The organism is Xenorhabdus griffiniae (assembly GCF_037265215.1).
Taxonomy (GTDB): Bacteria; Pseudomonadota; Gammaproteobacteria; order Enterobacterales; family Enterobacteriaceae; genus Xenorhabdus; species Xenorhabdus griffiniae.
This window is the reverse complement of sequence record NZ_CP147737.1, coordinates 2,169,819-2,194,612: the sequence shown is the minus strand read 5'-3', so window position 1 is coordinate 2,194,612 and position 24,794 is coordinate 2,169,819. Positions and strand designations below refer to the sequence as shown.

20 protein-coding genes are annotated in these 24,794 nt (G+C 44.7%); 4 read left to right on the top strand and 16 right to left on the bottom strand.

Going from position 1 to position 24,794, the window contains the following annotated elements:
- The 10 genes from WDV75_RS09530 to aspS all read right to left on the bottom strand — a co-directional run bounded on the left by WDV75_RS09530 (nt 1) and on the right by aspS (nt 14,524).
- The gene (locus WDV75_RS09530; protein WP_273559018.1) at nt 1-4,929 is read right to left on the bottom strand and encodes a type I polyketide synthase; all 4,929 of its coding nucleotides are present in this window, start codon (nt 4,927-4,929) and stop codon (nt 1-3) included.
- Nucleotides 4,930-5,056: 127 nt separating this feature from the next.
- Entirely contained in the window at nt 5,057-6,019 is a 963-nt protein-coding gene (locus WDV75_RS09525) for a TauD/TfdA family dioxygenase (RefSeq protein WP_273559020.1), read from the bottom strand.
- A gap of 25 nt (nt 6,020-6,044) precedes the next feature.
- Entirely contained in the window at nt 6,045-7,214 is a 1,170-nt protein-coding gene (locus WDV75_RS09520) for a pyridoxal phosphate-dependent aminotransferase (RefSeq protein ID WP_273559021.1), read from the bottom strand.
- Nucleotides 7,215-7,248: 34 nt separating this feature from the next.
- Nucleotides 7,249-8,427 (bottom strand): arginine 2,3-aminomutase, encoded by a 1,179-nt coding sequence (gene blsG, locus WDV75_RS09515; protein WP_273559022.1) that lies wholly within the window; start codon nt 8,425-8,427, stop codon nt 7,249-7,251.
- 769 nt (nt 8,428-9,196) lie between these two features.
- Nucleotides 9,197-10,204 carry a Holliday junction branch migration DNA helicase RuvB gene (gene ruvB, locus WDV75_RS09510; protein ID WP_189759473.1) on the bottom strand — a complete coding sequence of 336 codons (1,008 nt, stop codon included), beginning with the start codon at nt 10,202-10,204 and terminating at the stop codon, nt 9,197-9,199.
- A gap of 16 nt (nt 10,205-10,220) precedes the next feature.
- The gene (gene ruvA / locus WDV75_RS09505; protein ID WP_273559023.1) at nt 10,221-10,838 is read right to left on the bottom strand and encodes a Holliday junction branch migration protein RuvA; all 618 of its coding nucleotides are present in this window, start codon (nt 10,836-10,838) and stop codon (nt 10,221-10,223) included.
- Nucleotides 10,839-10,916: 78 nt separating this feature from the next.
- Entirely contained in the window at nt 10,917-11,438 is a 522-nt protein-coding gene (ruvC, locus tag WDV75_RS09500; RefSeq protein ID WP_273559025.1) for a crossover junction endodeoxyribonuclease RuvC, read from the bottom strand.
- A gap of 108 nt (nt 11,439-11,546) precedes the next feature.
- Nucleotides 11,547-12,290, bottom strand: coding sequence for a YebC/PmpR family DNA-binding transcriptional regulator (locus WDV75_RS09495; protein WP_273559027.1), 744 nt, complete (start codon nt 12,288-12,290; stop codon nt 11,547-11,549).
- Nucleotides 12,291-12,320: 30 nt separating this feature from the next.
- Nucleotides 12,321-12,755 carry a dihydroneopterin triphosphate diphosphatase gene (nudB, locus tag WDV75_RS09490; RefSeq protein ID WP_189759477.1) on the bottom strand — a complete coding sequence of 145 codons (435 nt, stop codon included), beginning with the start codon at nt 12,753-12,755 and terminating at the stop codon, nt 12,321-12,323.
- On the bottom strand, nt 12,755-14,524 hold the full coding sequence (gene aspS, locus WDV75_RS09485; protein WP_273559029.1) for an aspartate--tRNA ligase: 1,770 nt from the start codon (nt 14,522-14,524) through the stop codon (nt 12,755-12,757). The genes nudB and aspS overlap by 1 nt, the downstream gene beginning before the upstream one ends.
- 269 nt (nt 14,525-14,793) lie before the next feature.
- On the opposite strand from aspS, the gene WDV75_RS09480 reads away from it, so the two are divergent.
- The 3 genes from WDV75_RS09480 (at nt 14,794) to cmoB (ending at nt 17,099) form a co-directional block, all read left to right on the top strand.
- On the top strand, nt 14,794-15,192 hold the full coding sequence (locus tag WDV75_RS09480) for an MAPEG family protein (RefSeq protein WP_047770012.1): 399 nt from the start codon (nt 14,794-14,796) through the stop codon (nt 15,190-15,192).
- Between the two features lie 153 nt (nt 15,193-15,345).
- Nucleotides 15,346-16,131, top strand: coding sequence for a carboxy-S-adenosyl-L-methionine synthase CmoA (gene cmoA, locus WDV75_RS09475; protein ID WP_189759480.1), 786 nt, complete (start codon nt 15,346-15,348; stop codon nt 16,129-16,131).
- Nucleotides 16,128-17,099 (top strand): tRNA 5-methoxyuridine(34)/uridine 5-oxyacetic acid(34) synthase CmoB, encoded by a 972-nt coding sequence (cmoB, locus tag WDV75_RS09470; RefSeq protein WP_273559033.1) that lies wholly within the window; start codon nt 16,128-16,130, stop codon nt 17,097-17,099. Before cmoA ends, cmoB begins: the two co-directional genes overlap by 4 nt.
- Nucleotides 17,100-17,290: 191 nt before the next feature.
- Here cmoB and cutC read toward each other — a convergent pair whose 3' ends face one another.
- The 6 genes from cutC to WDV75_RS09440 all read right to left on the bottom strand — a co-directional run bounded on the left by cutC (nt 17,291) and on the right by WDV75_RS09440 (nt 22,852).
- Nucleotides 17,291-18,043, bottom strand: a complete 753-nt coding sequence (gene cutC, locus WDV75_RS09465) for a copper homeostasis protein CutC (protein ID WP_273559035.1) — start codon at nt 18,041-18,043, stop codon at nt 17,291-17,293.
- 28 nt (nt 18,044-18,071) lie between these two features.
- On the bottom strand, nt 18,072-19,364 hold the full coding sequence (locus WDV75_RS09460; protein WP_420497510.1) for an MFS transporter: 1,293 nt from the start codon (nt 19,362-19,364) through the stop codon (nt 18,072-18,074).
- A gap of 110 nt (nt 19,365-19,474) precedes the next feature.
- Nucleotides 19,475-20,623: a galactonate dehydratase gene (gene dgoD / locus WDV75_RS09455; protein ID WP_273559037.1), complete on the bottom strand. Its 1,149-nt coding sequence runs from the start codon at nt 20,621-20,623 to the stop codon at nt 19,475-19,477.
- Nucleotides 20,620-21,237 (bottom strand): 2-dehydro-3-deoxy-6-phosphogalactonate aldolase, encoded by a 618-nt coding sequence (locus tag WDV75_RS09450; protein WP_273559038.1) that lies wholly within the window; start codon nt 21,235-21,237, stop codon nt 20,620-20,622. Before WDV75_RS09450 ends, dgoD begins: the two co-directional genes overlap by 4 nt.
- A complete protein-coding gene (locus tag WDV75_RS09445; protein ID WP_273559039.1) occupies nt 21,188-22,099 on the bottom strand; it encodes a 2-dehydro-3-deoxygalactonokinase in 912 nt (303 codons plus the stop codon). Before WDV75_RS09445 ends, WDV75_RS09450 begins: the two co-directional genes overlap by 50 nt.
- A gap of 204 nt (nt 22,100-22,303) precedes the next feature.
- The gene (locus WDV75_RS09440; RefSeq protein ID WP_273559041.1) at nt 22,304-22,852 is read right to left on the bottom strand and encodes a VOC family protein; all 549 of its coding nucleotides are present in this window, start codon (nt 22,850-22,852) and stop codon (nt 22,304-22,306) included.
- Between the two features lie 194 nt (nt 22,853-23,046).
- On the opposite strand from WDV75_RS09440, the gene argS reads away from it, so the two are divergent.
- Entirely contained in the window at nt 23,047-24,777 is a 1,731-nt protein-coding gene (argS, locus tag WDV75_RS09435) for an arginine--tRNA ligase (protein ID WP_273559043.1), read from the top strand.
- Nucleotides 24,778-24,794: the final 17 nt, after the last annotated feature.

Here is a 24,794-nt window from a genome sequence, read left to right as displayed (position 1 = left end):
TTACATTCCCTTCATAATTTCTGATTGGGCCTGGAAGATAGCGTTCATACAGTCAATTTGTTGTTGCATGATGGCGAGAGGCTCACGCTCAGTCAGGTTGAAATGTTCGTCAGGTTTTTGTTGCCTTGCCCCATTCAATGAAGGCGCAATGGCAGTTCCCGTAAACCAGTAATCTTCTGTCAATAATTTTCTTGCTGGTAATAAGGCAGGTTTCGGCGTGAATGGCGCATACATTGCCAGCCAATCTCTTGGTGAACCAGATAAATGCTCACTGGCTAACACTGCTACTAAATCACCATAATTGAGCTGCTGGTTTTTCTGGGCAGGACAATACGCTAAAGCCAGATGATGTTGCGGAGCTTCATCGAGCAACGCGCCGATCATACTTTTGGGGCCAATCTCAATGATCTTCAGCCCAACCATGGCAGTTAATTTATTCAGGTTATGACGGAACAGTACACGACCTAACATATGCTGTTGCCAATATTCTGCCGTAGCGAAACAATCTGTTTCCGGTTGCCCCGTCAGATTAGACAAAATGGGTATATCTGCTGCCTTAAGGGGGATATTGGCGAGAAATACTCCAAATTCGTGGGCTGCATTTGCCATCATCGGAGAATGGAATGCCCTATTGGTACTGATAAAGCGAGAATGGAAACCATGCCGCTCTAATTGCGACTGGAAATGATCAAGTACACTACGTGAGCCACTGATAATTGTATTGGTTTCACTATTTTCAACAGCAATAGTCAGGCCAGCGCCCCCCTCCACGCCATTGTCGGTTTTAACCACCACCATGAAGGTGCCAAGTTGCTCTGCTGAACAGTTCACCATCATCATGGCACCATTGGGATCACTCGCCTCCATCAATTGGGCGCGTTTAATGATGATCCTAAGCCCCTCTTTCAATGAAAATACATTGGCTATACAGGCCGCGACATATTCGCCAAGACTATGGCCAAGCAGAATATCGACATGCCCGATAGCAGGGCGCAGGCATTGGTACAGTGCATACTCGAAAGCAAATAAAATCACCTGTGCAAATTCGGTACGATGGATCGTCTGTTCATCCACCTGCTCAGTCAGCAGATGTTTTACCTCCACCTTTGGCTGCCCGCTTTCATGCGCTATTTCAGAACACAATTGATCGATGTGATCGAGCCACTGTGCAAATTGCACATTATGACGATACAACTGTTCCGCCATTGCCACCGATTGGGTTCCCTGTCCGGCAAAAACCAATGCCAGGGTTGTCGTATTATCCTGGCTATTGGCTGCACTGGCACGATAACCAACAAGCTCCCCGCTGGCTATTGCAGATAACTGTTCAATCAATTGTTCAGCACTATTTACCCCCAAAGTACAAACAACCGGTAGCACCGTGCGTTGAGCCAACGCCTGACAGAAATGCATTAGGACAAATTTTTGTTGCATCACTTGCTGTTGCACATAAGTTAATAAACTGGTGGCAACAGCCTGGAGATGAGCTTGATCACATCCACTCAACACACAAGGCAACGTTTCGCTTATTTGTTCCGCATCAGAAAAAGGGGGTTTGCCATTACTTTTAATGACTACATGCGCCCCCGTTCCTCCCATACCAAACGCACTGACAGCCAAACAACTTTTTTCAGCAGGTAACGGTTGTATTGTCGTAGGGATCTCCAGTTGCCCTTCGGCCAGCGAGATCCGGGGATTCAATTGGCTAAATGCTGCCACTGGTGGCGCTATTCTGTGCTGGTCAATCAATAGTAATTTGATCAACCCGGTAATACCTGCGGCGGCTTCAAGGTGGCCAATATTGGCTTTGATAGCCCCAAGATAACAGGGAGCCTGCATTTTTTGGTCATGAAAACAAGCACTAATTCCAGCCAGCTCGATAGGATCACCCAAACGTGTGCCAGTGCCATGTGTTTCGAAATAAGCGATATCACTCGCTCTTATGCCTGCGTTCGTCCAACACCGCTCCAATAACTTTTGTTGTGAAAGTGGATCTGGTGCTGTAATACCGTTACTACGGCCACCATGATAAACCTCGGAAGCCAGCAGGATTGCCTTGACATCATTTTTATCACGCATGGCAAGATCATGGCGTTTAAGGATCACCACCCCTGCGCCCTCACCCAGCACAGTTCCGTTCGCCTCGGCATCAAAAGGGCGGCACATTCCATCACTGGATAACACTTCCAACTGGCTCATTTCCCTAAAATGAGCCATATCCAATTGCAGATGCACTCCTCCGACAATGGCAGTATCACATTCTCCCCTTTCAATACTCAAACGCGCTTGATGCAATGCCACCAATGATGATGAGCACAAGGTATCAACAACTAATGAAGGTCCCCTTAAATCCAGAAAATATGACAATCGATTGGCGCATATACTATTCTGATTGTTAATTGCACTACTCGGATAACCCTCTTCCCCCGTCTCGGCCTGGTAATCATGTAACAATTGCCGATAGCCATTTTGGCTGATACCGATAAATACACCTGTTCGGCTCTCCTTCAAATCATCCAGGCTCAGATTAGCCTGTTCAATGGCTTCCCATGTCACCATCAACAATAACCGGTGTTGGGGATCCATCAATCGGGCGTCTTTGGGATTGATTTGAAAAAAGCGATGGTTAAATTGACGAATGTTATTACAAAATGCCCCACTTAATTGGGTGCCTTTGGCTGCAAATTCTGCCAGCAATGTAGCCATAAAGGGGCGATCGTCAGGGCAACGACTAAACATACTTTTGCCTGCAAGCAAGTTTTCCCATAACTGCTCACAATCCTCAGCGCCGGGAAAACGCCCTGCATAGCCGATGATCGCCACATCGGCCTGATCCTGTCCTGACAGCATCTGTTCTGTGGTATTGGCATGGCAGAAAGTTTTCCCCGTCGTCCGTGTCACTAATCTTTGCCAAAGTTGATGGATTGACGAACTGGAGAACAGCTCTATTTCTGTGACGACTTGACCGCTAGCCTGGCTTAAACTCTCCGCCAATTGAACTATCGTCAATGAATTATAACCAAGGTCAAGCAAGGATCTCTGAGTATCATCACCTGACAGATTTTGTCCTCTGACTTGACCAATGATGTGTATAAACCCTTCCCAATTAATAGAACCTGTCAGTAGGTTATCTTGGAAAATAATGGGCGAAACAGGGTGATTTTCTGAAACTTTCAAAAATGAACGACATGCCGGATTTAAATTGAAAGATCTATCAGTGTCATATAGTGCATCAAGCACAGCACGGTAATTTTCCCGCACGGTACGCTGGGAGACTTTAAATGATGGCGTGATTTCACCTTTATCAGCAGACAGCGGTGTTTCGGTGATCGCAACCGCTATCAACTTGTGGGAAATTTCCGTCACCTGACGATTGTGTTGCTGCAAGATCTGTAAGATATATTCCCGCAAACGTGTTGAATGCTGGAGTGTACAATCCTCTCTTAACGTCTGGCGACGAAGCTCAGGATTGATAAACAATAACGCTGTGGCGTATGGCCTTTGCTCAATCTCAATAATGGCATGGCTAATAATATCGGTCTTAGCAAACAAACTCTGTTCGATAGTATCACTGGAAACCTTTTCACCATTGGACAGTTTCCTGACTGCATCTGACCGCCCCAATAGCACCAGTTCTCCATTAACCATTTTGCCGAGATCGCCAGTCCTGAACCATTGTTGCTTGAAACAGCGCTGGGTCGCAGCTTCATCAGCATAATAACCCAGCATAACATTCGGCCCCTTAGCCAAAATCTCCCCAGTTTCTTCATCAATACGGAGTGTCACATTAGGTAAAGGGCGGCCTACACTGTTCGGTTCTTTACTGTCTAATCCCTTGAGTGTCAGGCAAGGGCTTGTCTCAGTCAGCCCCCAACCCTCAACGACCTGAATGTCACAACGGTTGAAATAATCTTCAATGTCCGCAGACAGTTTGGAAGCCGCAGAAAAGATCATTTGCAATGAAGGAGCCACCTCGTGGTAAAAATTCGCTGAATCCTTCATCTTATTGGCAACCGCGGTCAGTATTTTCGGTACACTGAAAAACCGCGTCGGCTTTAGCTGGCTTAGGTTGGCGCACAACCGCGCAATATCCACCCCCCGACTGTTATCAATATGTAATACGGCCTGACTAAAAATAGCTGTATATTTTTCAAACAAGCCACCAAAACTATGGTGCCACGGTAAATAACTGAGAAAAGATTGCGGGCCATCGAAATGCCATAACTCTTTCAGAGCTTGTTGCTGTGAAAGAATATTGGCCTGACTAAGCAATACCCCCTTGGGTTTCCCACTGGAGCCTGAAGTGAACATCAGGCAAAAAGCTTGCTCTGCCTGTGTCGCCCGTAAATCTGTAATCAGCGAACTGTGCAACTCTGCCCCAATCCCCTTATCACTGACCGTCTTATCCTCGGTAACTTGGTGAATGTCGCTATCAATGGTGGAAAAATCGGTAAAAACGTTGGAAGGTTCCAATGTGATGACATGCCACGAAGAATTCCGCGGCAAGGATTGCACATGCTCCGCGGTTTCAGTAATAACTAAAATGGGTTCTGTCAGTGACAGGCAATAGGCAATAATTTCTTCAGGATAACTGGCATACAGTGGGGTATAAATCGCCCCTTTAATCTGGCAAGCAAACTCAATGGCCAATAACTCCCAGCGATTATGTGAAATTGTCACTACCCGTTGGCCACGTGCAACCTCCAGCTCACATAAGTAACGATAAACGCGGACAATGCTGCACAGTAATTGGCGCCAACTTAGCTGACGCTTAGATTGCATGTCGTTAAATCGTATTGCATCAACATCGCCAAGTGCTTTTTTCAATAACGCCAGAATAAGGATATTATCCGTATCAAGCCCCTGTAAGCAGGCTTGCCATTGCTCGATAAAACGCTCATTCTCTGCATTTTTATTTTGTTTATGCATAACTATTAAGCCAAATAAAAAATAAGCCAAATAAAAAAGATGACATAGATACAATCCGCACAGGCTTTTGTTTCATTTATCAACTCATGGTTTAAAGAAAGCAAAAGCCTAATCCCTATGCTTAGATTTAAGGCAATACGTTAATGCGTCCGGGTAGCAGCATGTGCTTGAAATCACGCAGCCTCGTTAATATTTGGGTGCGCTTTAACCAACGGTCAGTTCCGTCGTATTTAGGTTGATACGCCTTGCGGCCATGAGCACAACGATAATTATCAATAAAGGCAACTTCACCTGGGCTTAAAACCAAATCAAATACCGCTGCCTCAGTTAATTCCTCTAGTTCGGCCACAGCTTCACGCTCTTCGTCATCCAAGGCTTCTTTATCCAGATACAGTGGGTCATAACGCATATGGATATTATCGCCACCGCCGGTAAGAATGGGACAGATGGTATAATTTTCGTCACGCTCTTCTTTCGACAGGCAAGGTCGGTCATTAAAAATACGGAATTTATTTCTTTTGAGGATGGTGACCGTTTTTTCACTCAATTTGGAAAAATCCGGTATTGATACACAAGTTGGGATTCGATAGTTGTTACGGATACACATAAAACCGAGATAATCCGCCCGATAGCCTAGGGAAGTATCTTCAGTATGCAGTAATAGGTTTACCGAGCCTGTACCCAATTGCTTACCGGCATCCTTTTTGATTGGGAATATTTCCTGAACCAGTTTTCCTTCCTGCAAATCAGAAAAACCCACCACATCGCCACACAGGCTCGACATCAAACAACAATAATAATCATAGTTACTATTCGTATTGTAAACATCCTTCCAATGATTGGGAGTTGGCCCTATAGTCCCTGACATATCAGGGTATCCCTTTATTACAGCCAGTGGATAACCCTGATTACGGAATCTCTTCAATTCAATACGCAATCGGGTTGGTAATGATTCTACCCACTCTGGCAAGGTGCTAACAAAATCTTGATCATCAGTCGAGTGATAACGTTTTTGCAATTGCCCGATGAGGGCTTGAATTTCATCAATTTCTGAAGTTGACAATTCAATTGAATATATAGATTGGTTCATGGTTATTAATCCTCATTGTCATAAGTTACCGCAATGCAGTTGCTATCCTTTCAAATCCCTGTTCAATAGCATCCATTGATGCAGCAAAAGAGATACGTATATGTCCATGATAAAGACAGGCTTCTGCGGGAATTAGCGCGACCCCTGCATGAATGAGCAAATATTCACATAATTGAGTTGCGTCGCGATGACGACCGTTGAGGTATTTTTTGACATTCGGGAACAGATAAAATGCGCCATTAGGTAATTCACACTCAAAAAGTTCGCGGGCATATCGGTATGACAGATCCCGTCTCTGTTTCAGTATTTCCAGCCGCTCTTGATATAAATCCTTTGGCATCTCAAGTGCAGCAATAGCGCCATATTGTGCAAACGTACAAACGTTGTCAGTCATATGGCCGTGCAGGTCAGAAACCCTGCTGACTAACTCAGGATGGGCAACCATATAACCAATGCGGTATCCCGTCATGGCAAAACTTTTGGAAAATGTTTGTACCGTTATAATGTATTCGTTGTCATCAATTGCAGCTAAGCTGTGGTGTTCAACATCAAATACAATTTGTTCATAGGCTTCATCAGATAACACGAAAATCTGTTTTTCTTTAATCAATTGACACAATGTTTGTAACGCTGATTTTGAGTAAACAGCCCCTGTCGGATTATTCGGTGTATTGATAATGATAAGTTTGGTCTTGTCAGTCACTGCCTGTCTGATTTTTTCTATATCCAGATCCACACCAATATTTTCAATTAAAACTGCTTTTCCACCCGCTAATTTCACCGCTTCTAAATAGGTTGCCCAACAGGGAACAGGAATAATAACTTCATCACCTTCTTCAATTAATATCTGTAGTATTTCATAAATAATTTGCTTTGATCCATTGGTCACTATGATATTTTCAGGTGTCGCTTTAATTCGGTTATCTTCAAATATTTTATGGCAAATCCTCTCTTTTAATTTAGGTTCACCATCAAGCCAACTATAACGTGTCTTACCATCTATCAATGCACGAATAGTTTCATTGACAACAGTGGCGCTGGTATTAAAATCCAACTCACCCTCATTCAATCCAATAATATCACGACCTTCACTTTTTAGTTTAGCAACGATATCTGCCAACCCTACTGTTACTGAGGCATTAATATTTTTTGATCTGCTTGCAATGCGGGTTGAGAAATTTCTCTCTTGCATCATTATGAATATCTCTATTAATTTACATTTAAATTAATCAATCGACAGCCTTGAAGGGAATAATTTCACCATTACTATGTGCTTCGGCGCCATAATTCAATACAGAGGGAGGTTTAATATATTCAGTAATATCTAAATATTCTTGTTTATAATTCCTCGCAATAATGCGACCATTTTCATGCGTGTTAATATATTTTCGGTTAACAGCCAACTTGCCTAATGTGGTTGTGACGACATACTGAGGTACACTAAAACCTGTTTCGAATCCTACCAGTGCATCCATTATCTCCTGCCCTTTCTCCAGCGTCGTCATGAAATGAGAAACACCAGATACATTATCGCAATGGTACAAATAATAAGGACGGACCCTAATTCTCAAGAGAGCCTTCAGCAATGAGCGCATCGTTTCCACATCATCATTGATACCCTTTAACAAAACAGACTGGTTCTGCACTGGAATGCCATGTCGCAGCAATCGGTCACAAGCAGCAGCCGCCTCTTCGGTCACTTCTTTAGGATGATTGAAATGTGTGTTAACCCAGATAGGATGATACTTTTCCAACATTTGGCAGAATTTTTCTGTCACTCGCTGGGGAGCAAACACAGGATAACGGGTTCCAATACGAATGATATTAATATGTTTGATGCTTCTTAGTCTCTTAATAATGGCTTCAAGAAATTTATCATAATGTATTAAGGGATCACCGCCAGTCAGGAGGACATCATCAATTTCGGGATGGCTCTCAATATAAGCAAAATCTTCTTCATATGATGCAGCAATATCGGCCCCAAAATAGGTTCCGTTAACATCTGTCGTATGAAATTTACGTGTACAATGGCGACAATAAACAGGGCAAGTATCGGAAACAAGTAAAACAATTCGATTAGGGTATTTATGGATCACTCTGGCTGTTTTAAGATTTGAAGTATCGCCTACCGGATCATTATCAGAATTGTACTCTATTTTCATCTCTCTTAAGTGAGGAATAGTTTGCAATCGAATGGGACAATTCTCGTCATATTTATCCATAATCGAAGCATAATAAGGCGTGCTCTGCCATAAGTATTTTCCTTTCACAGCTTCAATCGCTTTCTTTTCTCCATCCGTTAATGCAATCCATTTACCTAAATCCTCAGATGTTTTAATTAAGTTACGTAATTGAAATTTTGGGTCATTCCACTCCTCATGACTGAACGATTCTTTACTTAAGAACATATCATCTTCCTCATATGCTTTTGAATACTCTTTGGGATGTGGGTTCTAAATTATAATTAAAACATGCACATTGATTTACAGGAAGGCATGATACTGTGTATTTCTGCAACCTCTTAATCAATTTCCAGCTATACGCATTAAACTTCAAGTTGCAATTTACAACACGATATGAAACCCGATTTCTCCCCGCTTCGCGGGGAGAAACCACACGCATCTTGAAGTTAAATCGGTATAGAATTTATAATAGCTATAGATGACAATGTAAATAAATCTTACACATTTGTAACCTTTAAAATAGATACCTCTGTTAAAAATAAGTATTATTTTAAAAAATAAATCATACAATTTAAAATCAAGGAAATTTTTAAAGGTAAATGTCATCCTTTAAAATAAAAAATATATTAAAAGGAAAACATCCTTATTAAAGATAAAGGTTAATTTAAAATATTAAATACAACCATTAAAAAATGGCATTCCTTTTAAATAGCGTTTCAAAACGATAGGAGTATTCCTTACCCCGCGCGGAGCGCGGGGTAAGGAACGCCAACATCTGATATTCTCAGTATTATGAAAACCTATTTATACCAATCTAACTTCAAGATGCATGTGATTTCTCCCCGCGAAGCGGGGAAAAATCAGGCTTCAATCGTGTTGTAAATTGCGACTTGAAGTTTAATGCGTATAAGAGGAAAATAGATTGATTTTTTTACAATATAAGAATACATCCAGCCCCTGGTAATTAACCCGAGCTGGTATGTCAAAATGATTATTATTCGTCTTCCTTGCTCAATCCAAAATGCCGGTAAGCATGATGGGTTGCAATACGCCCGCGTGGCGTTCGTTGGATAAATCCTTGTTGGATCAGGAAAGGTTCCAGTACATCTTCAATCGTTTCTCGTTCTTCACCAATCGCCGCGGCCAAATTATCCAACCCAACGGGGCCACCCATAAATTTATCAATAATGGCAATCAGCAACTTACGATCAAGGTAATCAAATCCGGCCGAATCGACATTCAGCATATCCAGCGCCTGAGATGCAATATGACTATCAATGGTGCCATTACCTTTCACCTGAGCAAAATCACGCACACGACGTAATAATCGATTCGTAATGCGGGGAGTGCCACGAGAACGCATCGCGATTTGCCTTGCACCATCATCTGAAATGCCTAATCCCATATAGCGTGCACTACGGGAAACGATGCTCTGCAAATCATCAACGTTGTAAAATTCAAGACGCTGTACGATACCAAATCGATCACGTAATGGTGAAGTTAAAGAGCCTGCACGAGTGGTCGCACCAATCAAAGTAAAGGGGGGAAGATCAATCTTGATGGAGCGGGCGGCTGGCCCTTCACCAATCATAATATCCAGTTGGTAATCTTCCATTGCCGGATAAAGGATCTCTTCCACAACCGGCGATAAACGGTGAATTTCATCTATAAACAAGACATCGTGTGGTTCCAGATTAGTGAGCATAGCGGCAAGATCCCCTGCCTTCTCCAATACCGGCCCAGATGTAGTACGAAGATTAACCCCCATTTCATTTGCCACAATATTTGCCAACGTGGTCTTACCTAATCCAGGGGGGCCAAAAATCAATAAGTGATCCAGTGCATCACCACGCTGACGTGCCGCTTGGATAAAAATTTCCATCTGTTCACAAACATGGGGTTGTCCAACATATTCAGACAGAAATTTCGGCCGAATAGCACGATCAATCGCTTCATCATCTTGCAGAACGCCTGCTGAAACTAGACGGTCAGCTTCAATCATCACTTAACTCCTGTGATTACAGAGCCGCACGAAGTGCTTCTCGAATAAGGGTTTCACAATCTGCACCTGGTTTAGCTACCTTGCTCACCATCCGGCTGGCCTCCTGTGGTTTATATCCCAGAGAAACCAGGGCCGCTGCGGCTTCTGCTTCAATCTCGGCAGCGGAATTCGCTTGTTTGCTGACAGCCGGCAAATTAACATCACTACTTTGGTTAAATAGATCGCCATTAAGCCCCTTAAAGCGATCTTTCATCTCTACAACCAGCCTTTCAGCCGTTTTTTTGCCAACACCCGGCAACTTAACCAATGAAGCAATAGCTTCTTGTTCTATCGCTGTAACGAATTGCTGGGCAGACATGCCCGAAAGGATCGCCAGCGCTAATTTAGGCCCAACACCATTGACCTTAATCAGTTCACGGAACAGTGCACGCTCTTGTTTATCATTAAAACCGTATAATAACTGAGCATCTTCACGCACAATAAATTGTGTAAATAAAATCGCTTCCTGGCCAATTTCAGGCAGTTCATAAAAACAGGTCATTGGCATATGAACTTCATAACCGACACCGTGAGTTTCCAATAAAACCAACGGTGGCTGTTTTTCCAACACGGTTCCTCTCAAACGCCCTATCACTGTTTACCCCCTGAAAATAAAATAAATCGTTCCGCTAGCTTATAGCACAAAAAAAGCTGGACGTATATCCAGCATCAACTATTTCAGACGACCACGCGTTAAATTTAACCGCGCATCACCCACCCGCAGCAAATTTTGACTGAGATGACAATGTGTAATAGCAATAGCCAACGCATCAGCGGCATCGGCCTGTGGATTAGCAGACAATTTCAACATCGAACGTACCATGTGCTGAATCTGGCTCTTTTCGGCCGCCCCCGTACCAACCACCGTCTGTTTAACCTGACGGGCTGCATATTCAAATACCGGTATGGATTGGTTAGAGGCTGCAACAATTGCGACTCCACGCGCCTGTCCCAATTTCAAGGCTGAGTCTGCATTTTTTGCCATGAAAACTTGCTCTATTGCAAAAGCATTGGGCTGGAATTGAGTGATGATTTCAGTAACTCCGGCGTAAATCTTCTGCAAACGACTGGGTAAGTCATCGACTTTTGTCCGAATACAACCGCTGCCGAGATAGATAAGTTGCCGTCCCTGCTGGCGAATAACGCCATATCCCGTGACTCTGGAGCCAGGGTCAATACCAAGAATAATCGCCATATCGAATTATTCGCCTAAATCGGTTTGCCTGTGATATGGGATAAAAACGTTAGAGAAAGTGCCCTGATTTGAGGAACACTTTCTCTACGCTGTGAACCCTAATGCCAATTACAGCAGTGCTGCAACCTCATCAGAAATTTCACCATTATGATAAACTTCTTGCACATCGTCAGAATCTTCAAGCATATCGATCAGACGCAGTAATTTAGGCGCAGTTTCTGCATCCAGTTCTGCTTTCGTTGACGGGATCATAGAAACTTCTGCGGAATCTGCCTTGAAGCCGGCTGCATCCAATGCATCTTTAACTTCGCCAAAAGACTCTGGAGTAGTATAGACGTCAATCGCACCATCATCATAAGTTTCAACATCGTCAGCGCCTGCTTCCAATGCAGCTTCCATCACCGCATCTTCGTCCAGGCCTGGTGCGTAGGAAATAACCCCTTTTTTGGTGAACAGATAAGAAACAGAACCGTCAGTCCCCAAGTTGCCGCCTGCTTTGGTGAATGCATGACGAACTTCAGAAACAGTACGGTTACGGTTATCGCTCAGGCATTCAACCATGACTGCTGTACCACCAGGGCCGTAGCCTTCATAAATGATGGTTTCCATGTTATCTGATTCGTCGTTACCAACACCACGGGCAATTGCACGATTCAACGTATCACGAGTCATGTTGTTGGACAGCGCTTTATCGACGGCAGCTCGCAAACGTGGGTTGGAATCGGGATCACCACCGCCCAATCGTGCAGCCGTTACCAATTCACGGATAATTTTTGTAAAAATCTTACCGCGTTTCGCATCCTGTGCAGCTTTGCGGTGTTTCGTATTGGCCCATTTACTATGACCTGCCATGCAAATATCTCCGATAAAACGTCTTATAGACTAAATGACAAATTCTTCAATTGCTTGCCGATTGCTCCACGACTTCGTCAATGTGGCCGCTTCTTCCGCCGCCAGCCATTGATAAGCCAAGTGTTCGGTCAACAAAATTTCTCGCTCTTCAGGTAATGCCAGAGAGAACCAATGTTCTTTATTCCGCGTGACCCCAGGAGCATATCGATATCGTAGGTGCGAGAAAATCTCATAATAAAGACAGCGTTGACAATCTTTCAGTTCAAGATTTTCATTGATAATATCAATACCTATCTCTTCCTGTACTTCACGTAACGCCGCCTCCCACGGTTTTTCGTCCTTTTCAAGGCTACCTGTCACAGATTGCCAAAACTCAGGATCATCCCGTCGCTGTAGCATCAGCACCCTTTTGCTGTCAACGGCATAAATCATAACCAGTACAGATTCAGGGCGCTTATAAGCCATTATTCGTTCTCTTTTTTAACGACTGAAATAGCCAATTCTTCCAACGCGGCTGAATTCGCCGGACTTGGTGCATCCGTCATCAAACATGCCGCTGCCGTTGTTTTCGGGAAAGCGATCACATCACGAATATTATCTGTATCAGTCAACAACATAACGAGACGATCTAAGCCGAAAGCCAAACCAGCATGTGGCGGTGTACCGTATTTCAGGGCATTCAGTAAGAAACCAAATTTCTCCTGCTGTTCCTGCTCATGAATACCCAGAATGCGGAATACTGCCTGCTGCATTTCGTTACGATGGATACGGACAGAACCACCCCCGACTTCATAGCCATTGATCACCATGTCGTAAGCGTTCGCGATAGCAGATTCTGGATTACGTTCCAATTCAGCCGCCGCCATATCACGCGGAGAAGTAAATGGATGGTGCATTGCCGTCAAACCACCTGCGCCATTGTCTTCGAACATGGGGAAATCAATAACCCAAAGCGGTTTCCAGCTTGCCAGATCGGTAATATTCAAGTCGCGGCCCAGTTTCAGACGCAGTGCTCCCATAGCATCAGTGACAACATTTTTCTTGTCAGCGCCAAAGAACAGGATATCACCATCCTGAGCATTGGTACGGGACAATAGGTCTTCAACCACTTCCGCAGACAGGAACTTAGCTATCGGGCTTTGCACGCCTTCTAAGCCGGCAGCACGGTTATTCACTTTCATCCATGCCAACCCCTTCGCGCCATAAATGCCAACAAATTTACCGTACTCATCAATTTGCTTACGGCTTAACTCTGCCCCGCCGGGAACGCGAATAGCCGCAACACGGCCTTTTGGATTGTTTGCAGGTTCAGCAAAGACAGAGAATTCTACGTCTTTAACCAGATCGGCGATATCCACCAATTCCAGAGGGTTACGCAAGTCTGGTTTATCTGAACCAAAACGACGCATGGCTTCTTCGAATGTCATAATGGGGAAGCCACCCAAATCGACACCTTTCACATCCAGCCACAGTTCACGGATCATTTTTTCCATGATTTCGCGAACTTGTTCAGCGGTCATAAACGAGGTTTCAACGTCGATCTGGGTAAATTCAGGCTGACGATCGGCGCGCAGGTCTTCATCGCGGAAGCACTTTACAATCTGGTAATAACGGTCAAAGCCAGACATCATCAACAACTGTTTGAAAAGCTGCGGAGACTGCGGCAGTGCATAAAATTCGCCTTTATGCACACGGCTTGGCACTAAATAGTCGCGCGCACCTTCTGGTGTTGCTTTAGTCAGCATTGGCGTTTCAACATCAATGAAACCCGCATCGTCCATAAAACGACGCACAAAACTGGTGATCTTGGCACGGGTTTTCAGACGCTGCGACATCTCAGTGCGACGCAGATCAAGATAGCGGTATTTCAGGCGCTGCTCTTCACTGTTATTCTGGTTGCTGTCCAGTGGCAATGGCTCCGAGCGGTTGAAAACCATCAGGCTTTCTGCGAAAACTTCAATTTCGCCGGTTGCCATATCTTTATTGATTTGGTTATCAGGGCGCGCACGCACAATCCCCGTAATTTGAATACAAAATTCATTACGCAGTTCAGAAGCCTGAGCAAAGACCTCTTTCTGGTCTGGGTCAAAAAATACCTGAACGATACCCTCGCGATCTCGCATATCAATAAAGATCAAGCCACCTAAATCACGGCGACGATTTACCCACCCACAAAGAGTCACTTTTTGGCCTTCATGGGCCAGGTTCAACTGCCCACAATAATTAGTACGCATACAATATCCTTTTACTCAGCTCGTTATGCTTTCTGCTGCGGAAATTTTGGCATTGTTCTTTCTAAGGAAGAATTGCAAAAAAGGTCACTATTATACTGGAAATTCTGACCGGAGATAAGGTCATAACGCCGTTCTTGACAAGACAATTTTTTGCTATCCGCTAACATTCATAGAATTTATTATTAAATACTATGATTTATAGCGACAGTTTTCTTTTTGCGGTTTATCATCATTTAGCCGTTTTTGGGTTAGGCAATTGGAGTTAAGAAATGGTTAGCTCGCTTTATATCGTACTGGGCGCACTACTGTTAATTAAGCTGTCTCTGGATGTAGTCAAATTAAGAACGCAATATCGGGTCGCTTATGGCGATGGCGGTTTTTATGAATTGCAAACCGCCATTCGGGTTCATGGTAATGCAGTTGAATACATTCCAATTTCAATGTTGTTATTGATTGTGATGGAGATGAATGGCGCCCCCGTTTGGATGCTGCACATTTGTGGACTGGTATTACTGTCAGGCAGGATCCTACACTATTTTGGCTTGCGTCATCGAGAAATACGCTGGCGGCGTATGGGCATGGCGGCAACCTATATCTCAATGATAATCATGATCCTCAATAACATCTACTATTTGCCGTGGGAGCAGATCTTTTCTCTCTATACATAATCTATTCCCTATATCAATAGTTCCCCACAGTTAGAGTCATCCTGGGCGGTATGTGGCCGCCTGAGGACCTATCTATTGATGATCCCTCTTTCTGCCTTTTCCTGCATTCTGTTAGAATAACCGCTTCTTATTGTTTCCAAAATCAATGCTGTTATGTCAAATCAAGAATCTCATAATCAACGGGATAGCCTGTTCTCTGCTCCAATTGCCAATTTAGGTGACTGGAATTTCGATGAACGCGTTGCCGAAGTTTTTCCCGATATGGTGAAACGCTCAATTCCCGGTTATTCCAATATCATTTCCATGATAGGTATGCTGGCAGAACGTTTTGTCACGCCAAATAGTCAAATTTATGATCTTGGTTGTTCCCTTGGTGCAGCCACGTTATCAATCCGCCGTGCTATTAGCGCCGAAAATAATAGTCCCCCTCTCCATACAGAGGGTTGCCGTATTATCGCCGTCGATAACTCACCGGCAATGATCGAACGCTGCCGTCGCCATATTGACTCTTTCAAGGCCAACATCCCCGTTGAAATCATCGAACAGGATATTCTTGATACCGACATTCACAATGCATCAATGGTCGTTTTGAATTTCACATTACAGTTCCTGCACCCTGATGATCGCCAGAAAATGCTGGATAAAATCTATGCCGGTTTAAAGCCTGGAGGCGTTCTGGTACTGTCTGAAAAATTCAACTTTGAAGATGAGCAGATTGGCGAGTTGCTCTTCAATATGCACTATGATTTTAAGCGCGCCAATGGTTACAGCGAACTGGAGATCAGTCAAAAACGCAGTATGCTGGAAAATGTCATGCGAACAGATCCGGTTGAAACGCACAAATCACGCCTCAAACAAGCCGGATTCCAGCACGTTGAAGTTTGGTTCCAATGTTTTAACTTTGGCTCATTGCTGGCAATAAAAGGGGCTGAACAATGATTGATTTCAGTAACTTTTATCAATTGATCGCCAAAAACCACTTAAGTCACTGGTTGGAATGCCTGCCCGCACAATTAAGCCATTGGCAGCAAGCTTCATTGCATGGTCAGTTCAGTTCATGGGTAAAAATTCTGGAGAACCTGCCTGAAATTAATCCCACCCAACTTGATCTGAAAAATGGTGTCATTGCAAACCATCAACCAGAATTACCAAACGGTGAAAAAGCCCGTATTCAAAATATCCTGAAGCTATTCATGCCGTGGCGTAAAGGACCTTTTTCACTGTACGGTGTGGAGATTGATACTGAGTGGCGTTCTGACTGGAAATGGGATCGCGTCCTTCCCCATATTTCGCCTTTAGCAGGCAGAACGGTCCTTGATGTCGGCTGTGGCAGCGGTTACCACATGTGGCGTATGGTAGGAGAAGGTGCTCAGCTCGTTGTGGGTATTGATCCAACCCAACTTTTTCTTTGCCAATTTGAAGCCATCAAAAAATTACTGGGTAACGACCAACGCGCCCATCTTTTACCTTTAGGCATTGAACAGTTACCAGAGCTAAAAGCCTTTGATACGGTCTTTTCAATGGGCGTGCTTTATCATCGCCGCTCTCCCCTCGACCATTTATGGCAATTGAAAAACCAGTTAGTTTCCGGCGGTGAATTAGTTCTGGAGAGCCTGGTTATTGAGGGTGATGAACACCAATGCCTCATTCCAGGTGAGCGTTATGCACAAATGCGGAATGTCTACTTTATTCCGTCGGCCAAGATGCTAAAAGTTTGGTTAGAAAAATGTGGTTTTATTGATGTCCGAATCGTTGATCATGCGCTCACAACACTGGATGAACAACGCCAGACAGAATGGATGAAGACTGAATCGCTGATCGATTTTCTTGAACCAAACGATCATAGTAAAACGATAGAAGGCTACCCTGCTCCACTGCGAGCAGTCCTTATTGCCCGTAAACCATAACTTTTCTTTTTTATCTGTTAGGCTGATTACCCCAGTTGCATAGTCAACGATGTATACGCATTAAACTTCAAGTTGCCGCTTGAAAATCAATGTGATTGTTTATATCTCCCCGCTACGCGGGGAGATATAAGATGCATATTGAAAGGCGATTGGTATAACTGGGGATTCAGATGAAATACATACAGAGTATTTTATTTTGTCCGTTGAACCAAACTAATCACGCCCTTCATCGCTTCAACTAATTGCCCATCAACACAATGGTAAGCATATTCATCTACCTCACTGTCGTCAGAACTCATTTTCACACCCGCTTTCCGATATTTCATAGCAGAAGGCATAATTTTACCTGCCGAACTGTGAACTTCTGTTACCCCAATTTCCAGAAACTTACAGATATTACTTATTCTGACACCCGCACCAGGCATAATAATCGGCCCCTGGCTTGCCTGTAACAATTCTTTTAACAAGGGTAATCCCAATTCAGCACTTTGTTGCTGCCCTGAAGTTAAAATACGCTGCACACCAAGCTCTGTCAGTTGTTCTAATGCAACATGTGGATTGAAACACATATCAAAGGCACGATGGAACGTAACTTTCATATTCGCTGCCAATGACATCAATTGCCTCATGCGAAGCCGATCAATATGACCTTCTTCATTTAATACGCCCAAAACGACACCAGGAAATCCCATATCACGGATACGAGCAACATCATTTTTCATTACTTCAAAATCAGTGTTGCTGTAACAGAAGTCTCCTCCTCTTGGCCGGACAATGGGATGTACAGGAATTGATAAATGCTGTCGTGCATGATGCAATGCACCGAAACTCGGTGTTACCCCACCTTCCGACGGACTTGCACACAATTCAATGCGATCAGCTCCTGCCTGTTGTGCAACCAAAGCACAGTTTATGCTATAACAACAAATTTCCAGCTTTATCATTCAAAGCCCCTCGGATATAAACGCCCAATTAGCCTACACGTTTCACCTCTCCCACAAGAAAGATATAGGAGAGAGCACCAATCAATGTGACGACAGAAATGTAAACCAGTGCTGGAGAAAAACCATAGCGCTGCGCTAAATAGCCAATCACAAGTGGTACAGAGATCCCACCCAACCCACCGACAAAATTAAAGATGCCACCACTCAAACCAATCAAATGCATCGGTGCCAGTGAAGAAACCAGTGACCAGGTAATAGATGCAAAACCGTTACCAAAAAACGCCAGCGCCATCAACACCATGATCCATATCGGATTGTTAGTGTAATTGGCTCCCATAATACAAGTAGAAATTATCAAACCACAAATAATCGGGGTCTTACGTGCCGCTCCCAAAGAGAACCCCCTACGTACCATGTTATCTGCTAGCCAGCCAGAGAGCAGTACACCTAAAAATGCGGCCAGAAAAGGAACGGTCGTCATGAAACCCGCTTTTAGGGCGCTAATCCCTTTCTCTTGAGTCAAATAATTTGGGAACCAGGTCAAAAAAAACCACAGTGTTGAAGCAACTGCAAATTGCCCCAGATAGACGCCCACCAGCTTAGGGTGGAACACCAGCTTCCAGTCCGCGATAGTAAGAGGCAGCCGAACCACTTTTCTGGCTGGCGAATCATCATCGACTATCCCTCCTCCACTGCGGATATACTCAAGCTCTGCTTGATTCATATTTTTTGTTGATCGTGGCCGCCGATAAACGCTAATCCAGATCAGTGACCAAATAAACCCGATACCCCCTGTCACGAAAAAAACCCAGCGCCAGTTACTTAATTCCTGGAGTCCTATGAGAAGCGGCGTCAGAAAAGCAAGCCCCACAAACTGGCCTGATGTGTAAAACCCAACGGCAGAGGCACGTTCATGTTCAGGGAACCAACTTGTTACCATCCGGTTATTGGTGGGGAATGTCGGGGCTTCAAAAATACCAGTAATGGAACGTAAGCCTATGAGTGATATCAGACCGGTTGCAACACCCTGTAATAGGGTCGCCACCGACCAGCCAAGAATGGCAATAAAATAGGTCAAGCGTGAACCAACGCGATCAAGAAACCAACCACCGGGAATTTGACATAAGGTATAAGACCAAGAGAAAGCAGAAAAGATGTAGCCCATTTCCGTTTTTGTGACCCCAAACTCTTTCTGGATATTGGCTGATGCAACCGCAAGATTAGCTCGATCAACATAACAAATAACGACCGTAATAAAGATCATTATCAACGTCAGATAGCGCCGACGCCCAATTTTCGTCGTTGTTACTGAAATATTCATCTCAATCTGTCTCCAGATTTTGGGCATAGTGAAACCCTCCACCTTGGCTTGTCGTTAACAGAGGGTGTAAAAGAACGCATTGATTTAGTTAGTTAATTTAATAATGGCAATTACCATTCAGCAACGGAACCATCTTTATGTCGCCATATTGGATTTCGCCAGTCCGATACATTTTTGCTGCGCTCAATGACCTGTGCTTCGTCAATTTCAACACCCAGACCGGGTTTCATTAAGGGTTTAAAGAAACCACCCTCCATACTGAAATCTTCTTTATTTTTCACAAAATCAAGTAACTCTGCTCCTTTATTGTAATGAATGCCCATGCTCTGCTCCTGGAATACCGCATTGCGTGATATGAAATCGATGTGCAGGCAAGCGGCCAGCGCAATCGGTCCCAGTGGACAATGCGGTGCCAGTGCGACATCATAAGCTTCAGCCATACCTGCAATTTTATGGCATTCAGTAATACCTCCCGCATGCGATAAGTCTGGCTGGATAATTGCCAGTCCCCCCACTTCCAGTACACGTTTAAATTCAAAACGGGAAAACATCCGCTCGCCTGCCGCAATGGGAATATGGGTTTGTGCCGCCAGACGTGGATAATATTCCGCCTGTTCCGCCAGCACTGGTTCTTCAATAAATAAAGGCCGATACGGTTCTAACGCCTTGATTAATACTTTCGCCATTGGTGCGCTGACACGGCCGTGGAAATCAAGCCCAAATTCAATTTCATGGCCGAACATTTCACGGATCTGCGCTACCGTATTGACAGCAGTATCGATTTTTCTCGAATCCTCAATGATGCACAGTTCTTCACAACCATTTAATTTGAATGTATCAAAACCAATCTTCCGTAAGGTTTTAATACCGTCAATCACCTCCGAAGGACGATCACCTCCCACCCAGCTATAAGCTTTGATCTTGTCGCGCACCAATCCACCCATAAGTTGCCACACGGGTGCATTCAAGACCTTACCTTTGATATCCCATAAAGCCTGGTCGATGCCTGCTATGGCACTCATCAAAACGGGCCCGCCACGATAAAAACCTGCGCGGTACATCACCTGCCATAAGTCATTGATACGGGCTGGCTCCCGTCCAATCAAATATTCACTTAGCTCGTGCACTGCCGTTTCCACTGTACGGGCACGGCCTTCAATTACCGGCTCTCCCCAGCCTGCAACACCTTCATCTGTGTCAATTTTCAGTAACATCCAACGTGGAGGTACACGATAAGTCGTGAATTTAATTATTTTCATCGTACGGCCTCGCGATACGCATTAACAAATAAGGTTGCTTGCCGTACAGTACGATCAACAGATTGACCGGCGCGATAAAGATCACTACCTAAACCGGCCCCTATGCAACCTGCGTTAATCCATTGAGACAAATTATCTGGCGTTACACCCCCCACAGAGAAAACAGGTATGTCTGGTGGTAACACCGCTTTCAATGCTTTGATATAGTTCGGGCCGAATGCCGATGCTGGAAAAATCTTTAATGACTGTGCTCCAGCTTCCAGCGCGGTAAACGCTTCTGTCGCTGTCGCGCAACCTGGACATACTGCCATACCATAAGCGACTGCTTTGCGGATCACTTCGCAGCGGATATTAGGCGTGACAATCAATTTACACCCCATTTCCGCCAACACATCTACCTGCTCTGGTTTCAGTACAGTTCCCGCCCCAATCAGTGCCTTACGGCCAAATGCTTGCACAATGGCCGGAATACTCTGTCCCCACTGAGGAGAGTTAAGCGGGATCTCTACTATATCGAACCCAGCGTCAATGACCGCCGCGATGTGTTCAAGCGCTTCGTCGGGTCTAATACCGCGAAGAATAGCGATAAGCGGGAGATTGGCTTGCCACAGCATTTGCGATACTCCTTATACCTGCCTGAAAAACGGTATCGCCGTCTGCCAAAGAGATATTTCGTCCGATAGCGTTAAACGCCTGCTGATAACGGGCAGCTAACGAAAGTCCGGCGACGAGTGTGATAGTCTGTTGATCAGCAAAATAGTGACTCATGCTCGCCACTTCTGCACCAATCAACAGGCCGGATAAAAACTCACTGACATATTCGCGCGGCAGGGTACCCAGTATGTGCGAAGCGCGAACTTCGAATAAAAAAGGCAAAAGCACCGGAGAATCTATTCCCCGTTTAAGACCAGCGTTAAAAACTTCGGGACAGACTGCCTGTTCGGGCAATCCCGCGCCCACCAGTGAATGATGCAAAAGTAAATGGTGGAGTTCACCGGTCATCACAGTACGGAAATCGTGGATTTGTTGGTCGTCAGCGGATACCCATTTACAGTGAGTACCGGGCATGACATAAAGGGAAGAAGGGAAAAGCTGGTGAGCGCCTAATAATTGTGTCTCTTCGCCTCGCATCACGTTGTGGTTATCTTCACGTGAAACACACAATCCAGAAATAATCCAGACATTATCGGCGACTGGGGTTAATTGCTCGCCGATTGCAGAGAACTGAATGGGAACCGACAGATATGGAACTGTTTTCCAGCCTAAGTTGCTACCGATCATCCCTGCCATAACAATCGGCGTTTTGTCATTCCGCCAGCCTTGAGTCATTTCTGCTAACACTACCTGTGGCGATTTTCCATTAAGGCGGGTGACTCCCGCTACCGATTGCCTGCTTTCCAGACATTCATCGTCCTGATATAGCCAGGCGCGTAAATTGGTCGATCCCCAATCAATTGTGATGTAGCGTGCTGTCATATGACTTCCTTAAGCCTTCTATTGGCTGGCAATCATGGCAAATGCAGCCTGCCGCCCTGATACTATTGTATCAAACAGCGCTTTATTTTCCTGGCGTGCCTTAGTCGCCCACCCGGATTCGTTCAAATATCACTCATTCAAGCGAGCTTATCGCTACGCGGAGTTGCAGTGCTACGATAAAGATCACAAAAAGAACACGTATGTTTAATTTTTGATAATCTCTTTGAGAGAAAAAGGGTGAAATTTGATGGTGATTTCACCATTTGTTACCGCTAATGTTGGATTGGGTAATCTTTCACTATCCCCTTTCGGCTGACTCTCTTTCGTACGAAAAACAGCGGGCAGCGGATCAGGCAGTAATTTATAGGCTTCGCGAATCAGTTGTTCTGGTGGCACAGGCAGGACAAATTCGACGTGTTCCCAGCCTGCGTGAAGATATTGCTTTTTACCCGGATAAGGTAATTCGACACAGTCAATTTGCCAGCCAAGTAAAGCGATTGGCTGTTCTAACTCAAATAGGCAGATCGGCCGGCCATTGATCATGCTCTCAGACATCAATTGACCACATTGCAGAAAACCTTGGCGCCAGCGATCAGCGATTGAAATATCATTACAACGCAGGGAAATATGATCCGCTACATACTGTGTAAGTTCCAGGCCAAGATATTCACCAAACTGTTTTAGCTTTTGTTCAAACTGATATAAATCAACCACCAAATCCTGTAATTCAGGAATTGTTGCAAAGTGTGTCATCTTTCCCCCAGCAAAAAACTATCACCTGAAAGGCGAGCTAAAAAACCCAAAGTCATACCGCAAGCGGCGGCTGATAGTAGCATGCAGGATAATGAATATGGTATAAAACCCGTTATTTTCTCATAACTCACACGCTTAAAAGTATTTGCATAATTCAAATGCAAGGGCTTTTGTGCGTAATTTAAGGTACTACGGTGAATATTCAGGCCATTCTTTCAGAAAAAATCAGCCATGCGCTGATTGCTGCTGGTGCTCCAGCCGACAGTGAAGCTCACGTTCGTCAATCTGCAAAAGCTCAGTTTGGTGACTACCAGGCAAATGGTGTCATGGCGGCAGCGAAAAAAGTGGGTATGCCACCCCGACAATTGGCAGAAAAAGTCGTCAGTTTGCTGGATCTGCAAGGAATTGCCAGCAAAGTTGAGATTGCTGGTCCTGGTTTTATCAATATCTTTCTGGATAAAACGTGGGTTGCTGCCAATCTCGAAACTGCGCTGAAAGATGAAAAACTGGGCATCACGCCGGTCGCGCCACAAACCATCGTTATCGACTATTCTGCACCGAATGTGGCAAAACAAATGCATATTGGGCACATTCGCTCCACGATCATTGGCGATGCCGCAGCCCGTACTATGGAGTTTTTGGGGCACAAAGTCATTCGAGCCAATCACGTTGGTGACTGGGGTACTCAGTTCGGAATGCTGATTGCTTATCTGGAAAAAGTCCAGAACGAAGATGCCAGTGATATGGCATTAGCCGATTTGGAAGCCTTCTATCGTGAAGCGAAGAAAACTTACGATGAAGATGAAGAATTTGCGGCTCGTGCCCGTAGCTACGTCGTAAAACTGCAAGGCGGTGATGAATACTGCCGTACCATGTGGCGCAAATTGGTTGATATCACCATGTCGCAGAATCAGGAAACCTATCATCGCCTGAACGTGACATTGACAAAAAAAGATGTCATGGGTGAAAGTTTGTATAACGATATGCTGCCTGGCGTTGTTGCCGATCTAAAACAACGTGGACTTGCCGTCGAGAGTGATGGGGCTATCGTGGTTTACCTTGATGAGTATAAGAACAAAGAAGGCGAACCAATGGGTGTTATTATCCAGAAAAAAGATGGCGGCTACCTTTATACCACCACGGATATTGCCTGTGCCAAGTACCGTCATGAAGTCCTGCACGCTGATCGGGTTCTCTACTACATCGATTCACGCCAACACCAACACCTGATGCAGGCTTGGACAATCGTACGCAAGGCGGGTTACATTCCTGAGTCGATGTCACTCGAACACCATATGTTCGGCATGATGTTAGGCAAAGATGGCAAGCCATTCAAAACCCGTGCGGGGGGAACAGTCAGATTGTCTGATTTGTTGGATGAGGCCATCGAACGCGCAGATGCCCTGATCCGTGAGAAAAACCCAGATATGCCGGAAGACGAACTGAAAAAAGTTGTCAACGCCGTCGGTATTGGCGCGGTGAAATATGCCGATCTTTCCAAAAACCGCACTACCGACTATGTATTTGACTGGGATAACATGCTCGCCTTTGAAGGTAATACCGCACCTTATATGCAGTATGCCTATACCCGCGTAAATTCTATCTTCAAGCGTGCAGAAATTGACGAAAGCAGCCTGCTCCACCCGATGCTTCTGAACGAAGAACGTGAACAAGCTCTGGCGACGCGCCTGTTGCAATTTGAAGAAACCATCACAACTGTTGCCCGCGAAGGCACTCCTCACGTGATGTGTGCTTACCTCTATGATCTGGCAGGCCTGTTTTCTGGTTTCTACGAACATTGCCCAATCCTGAGCGCGGATAGCGAAGAAGTGCGTCAGAGCCGCCTGAAATTAGCCCTGCTGACAGCGAAGACCTTGAAGCAAGGTTTGGATACCTTGGGTATCGAGACGGTAGAGCGGATGTAATTACCTGTCCCAAACTG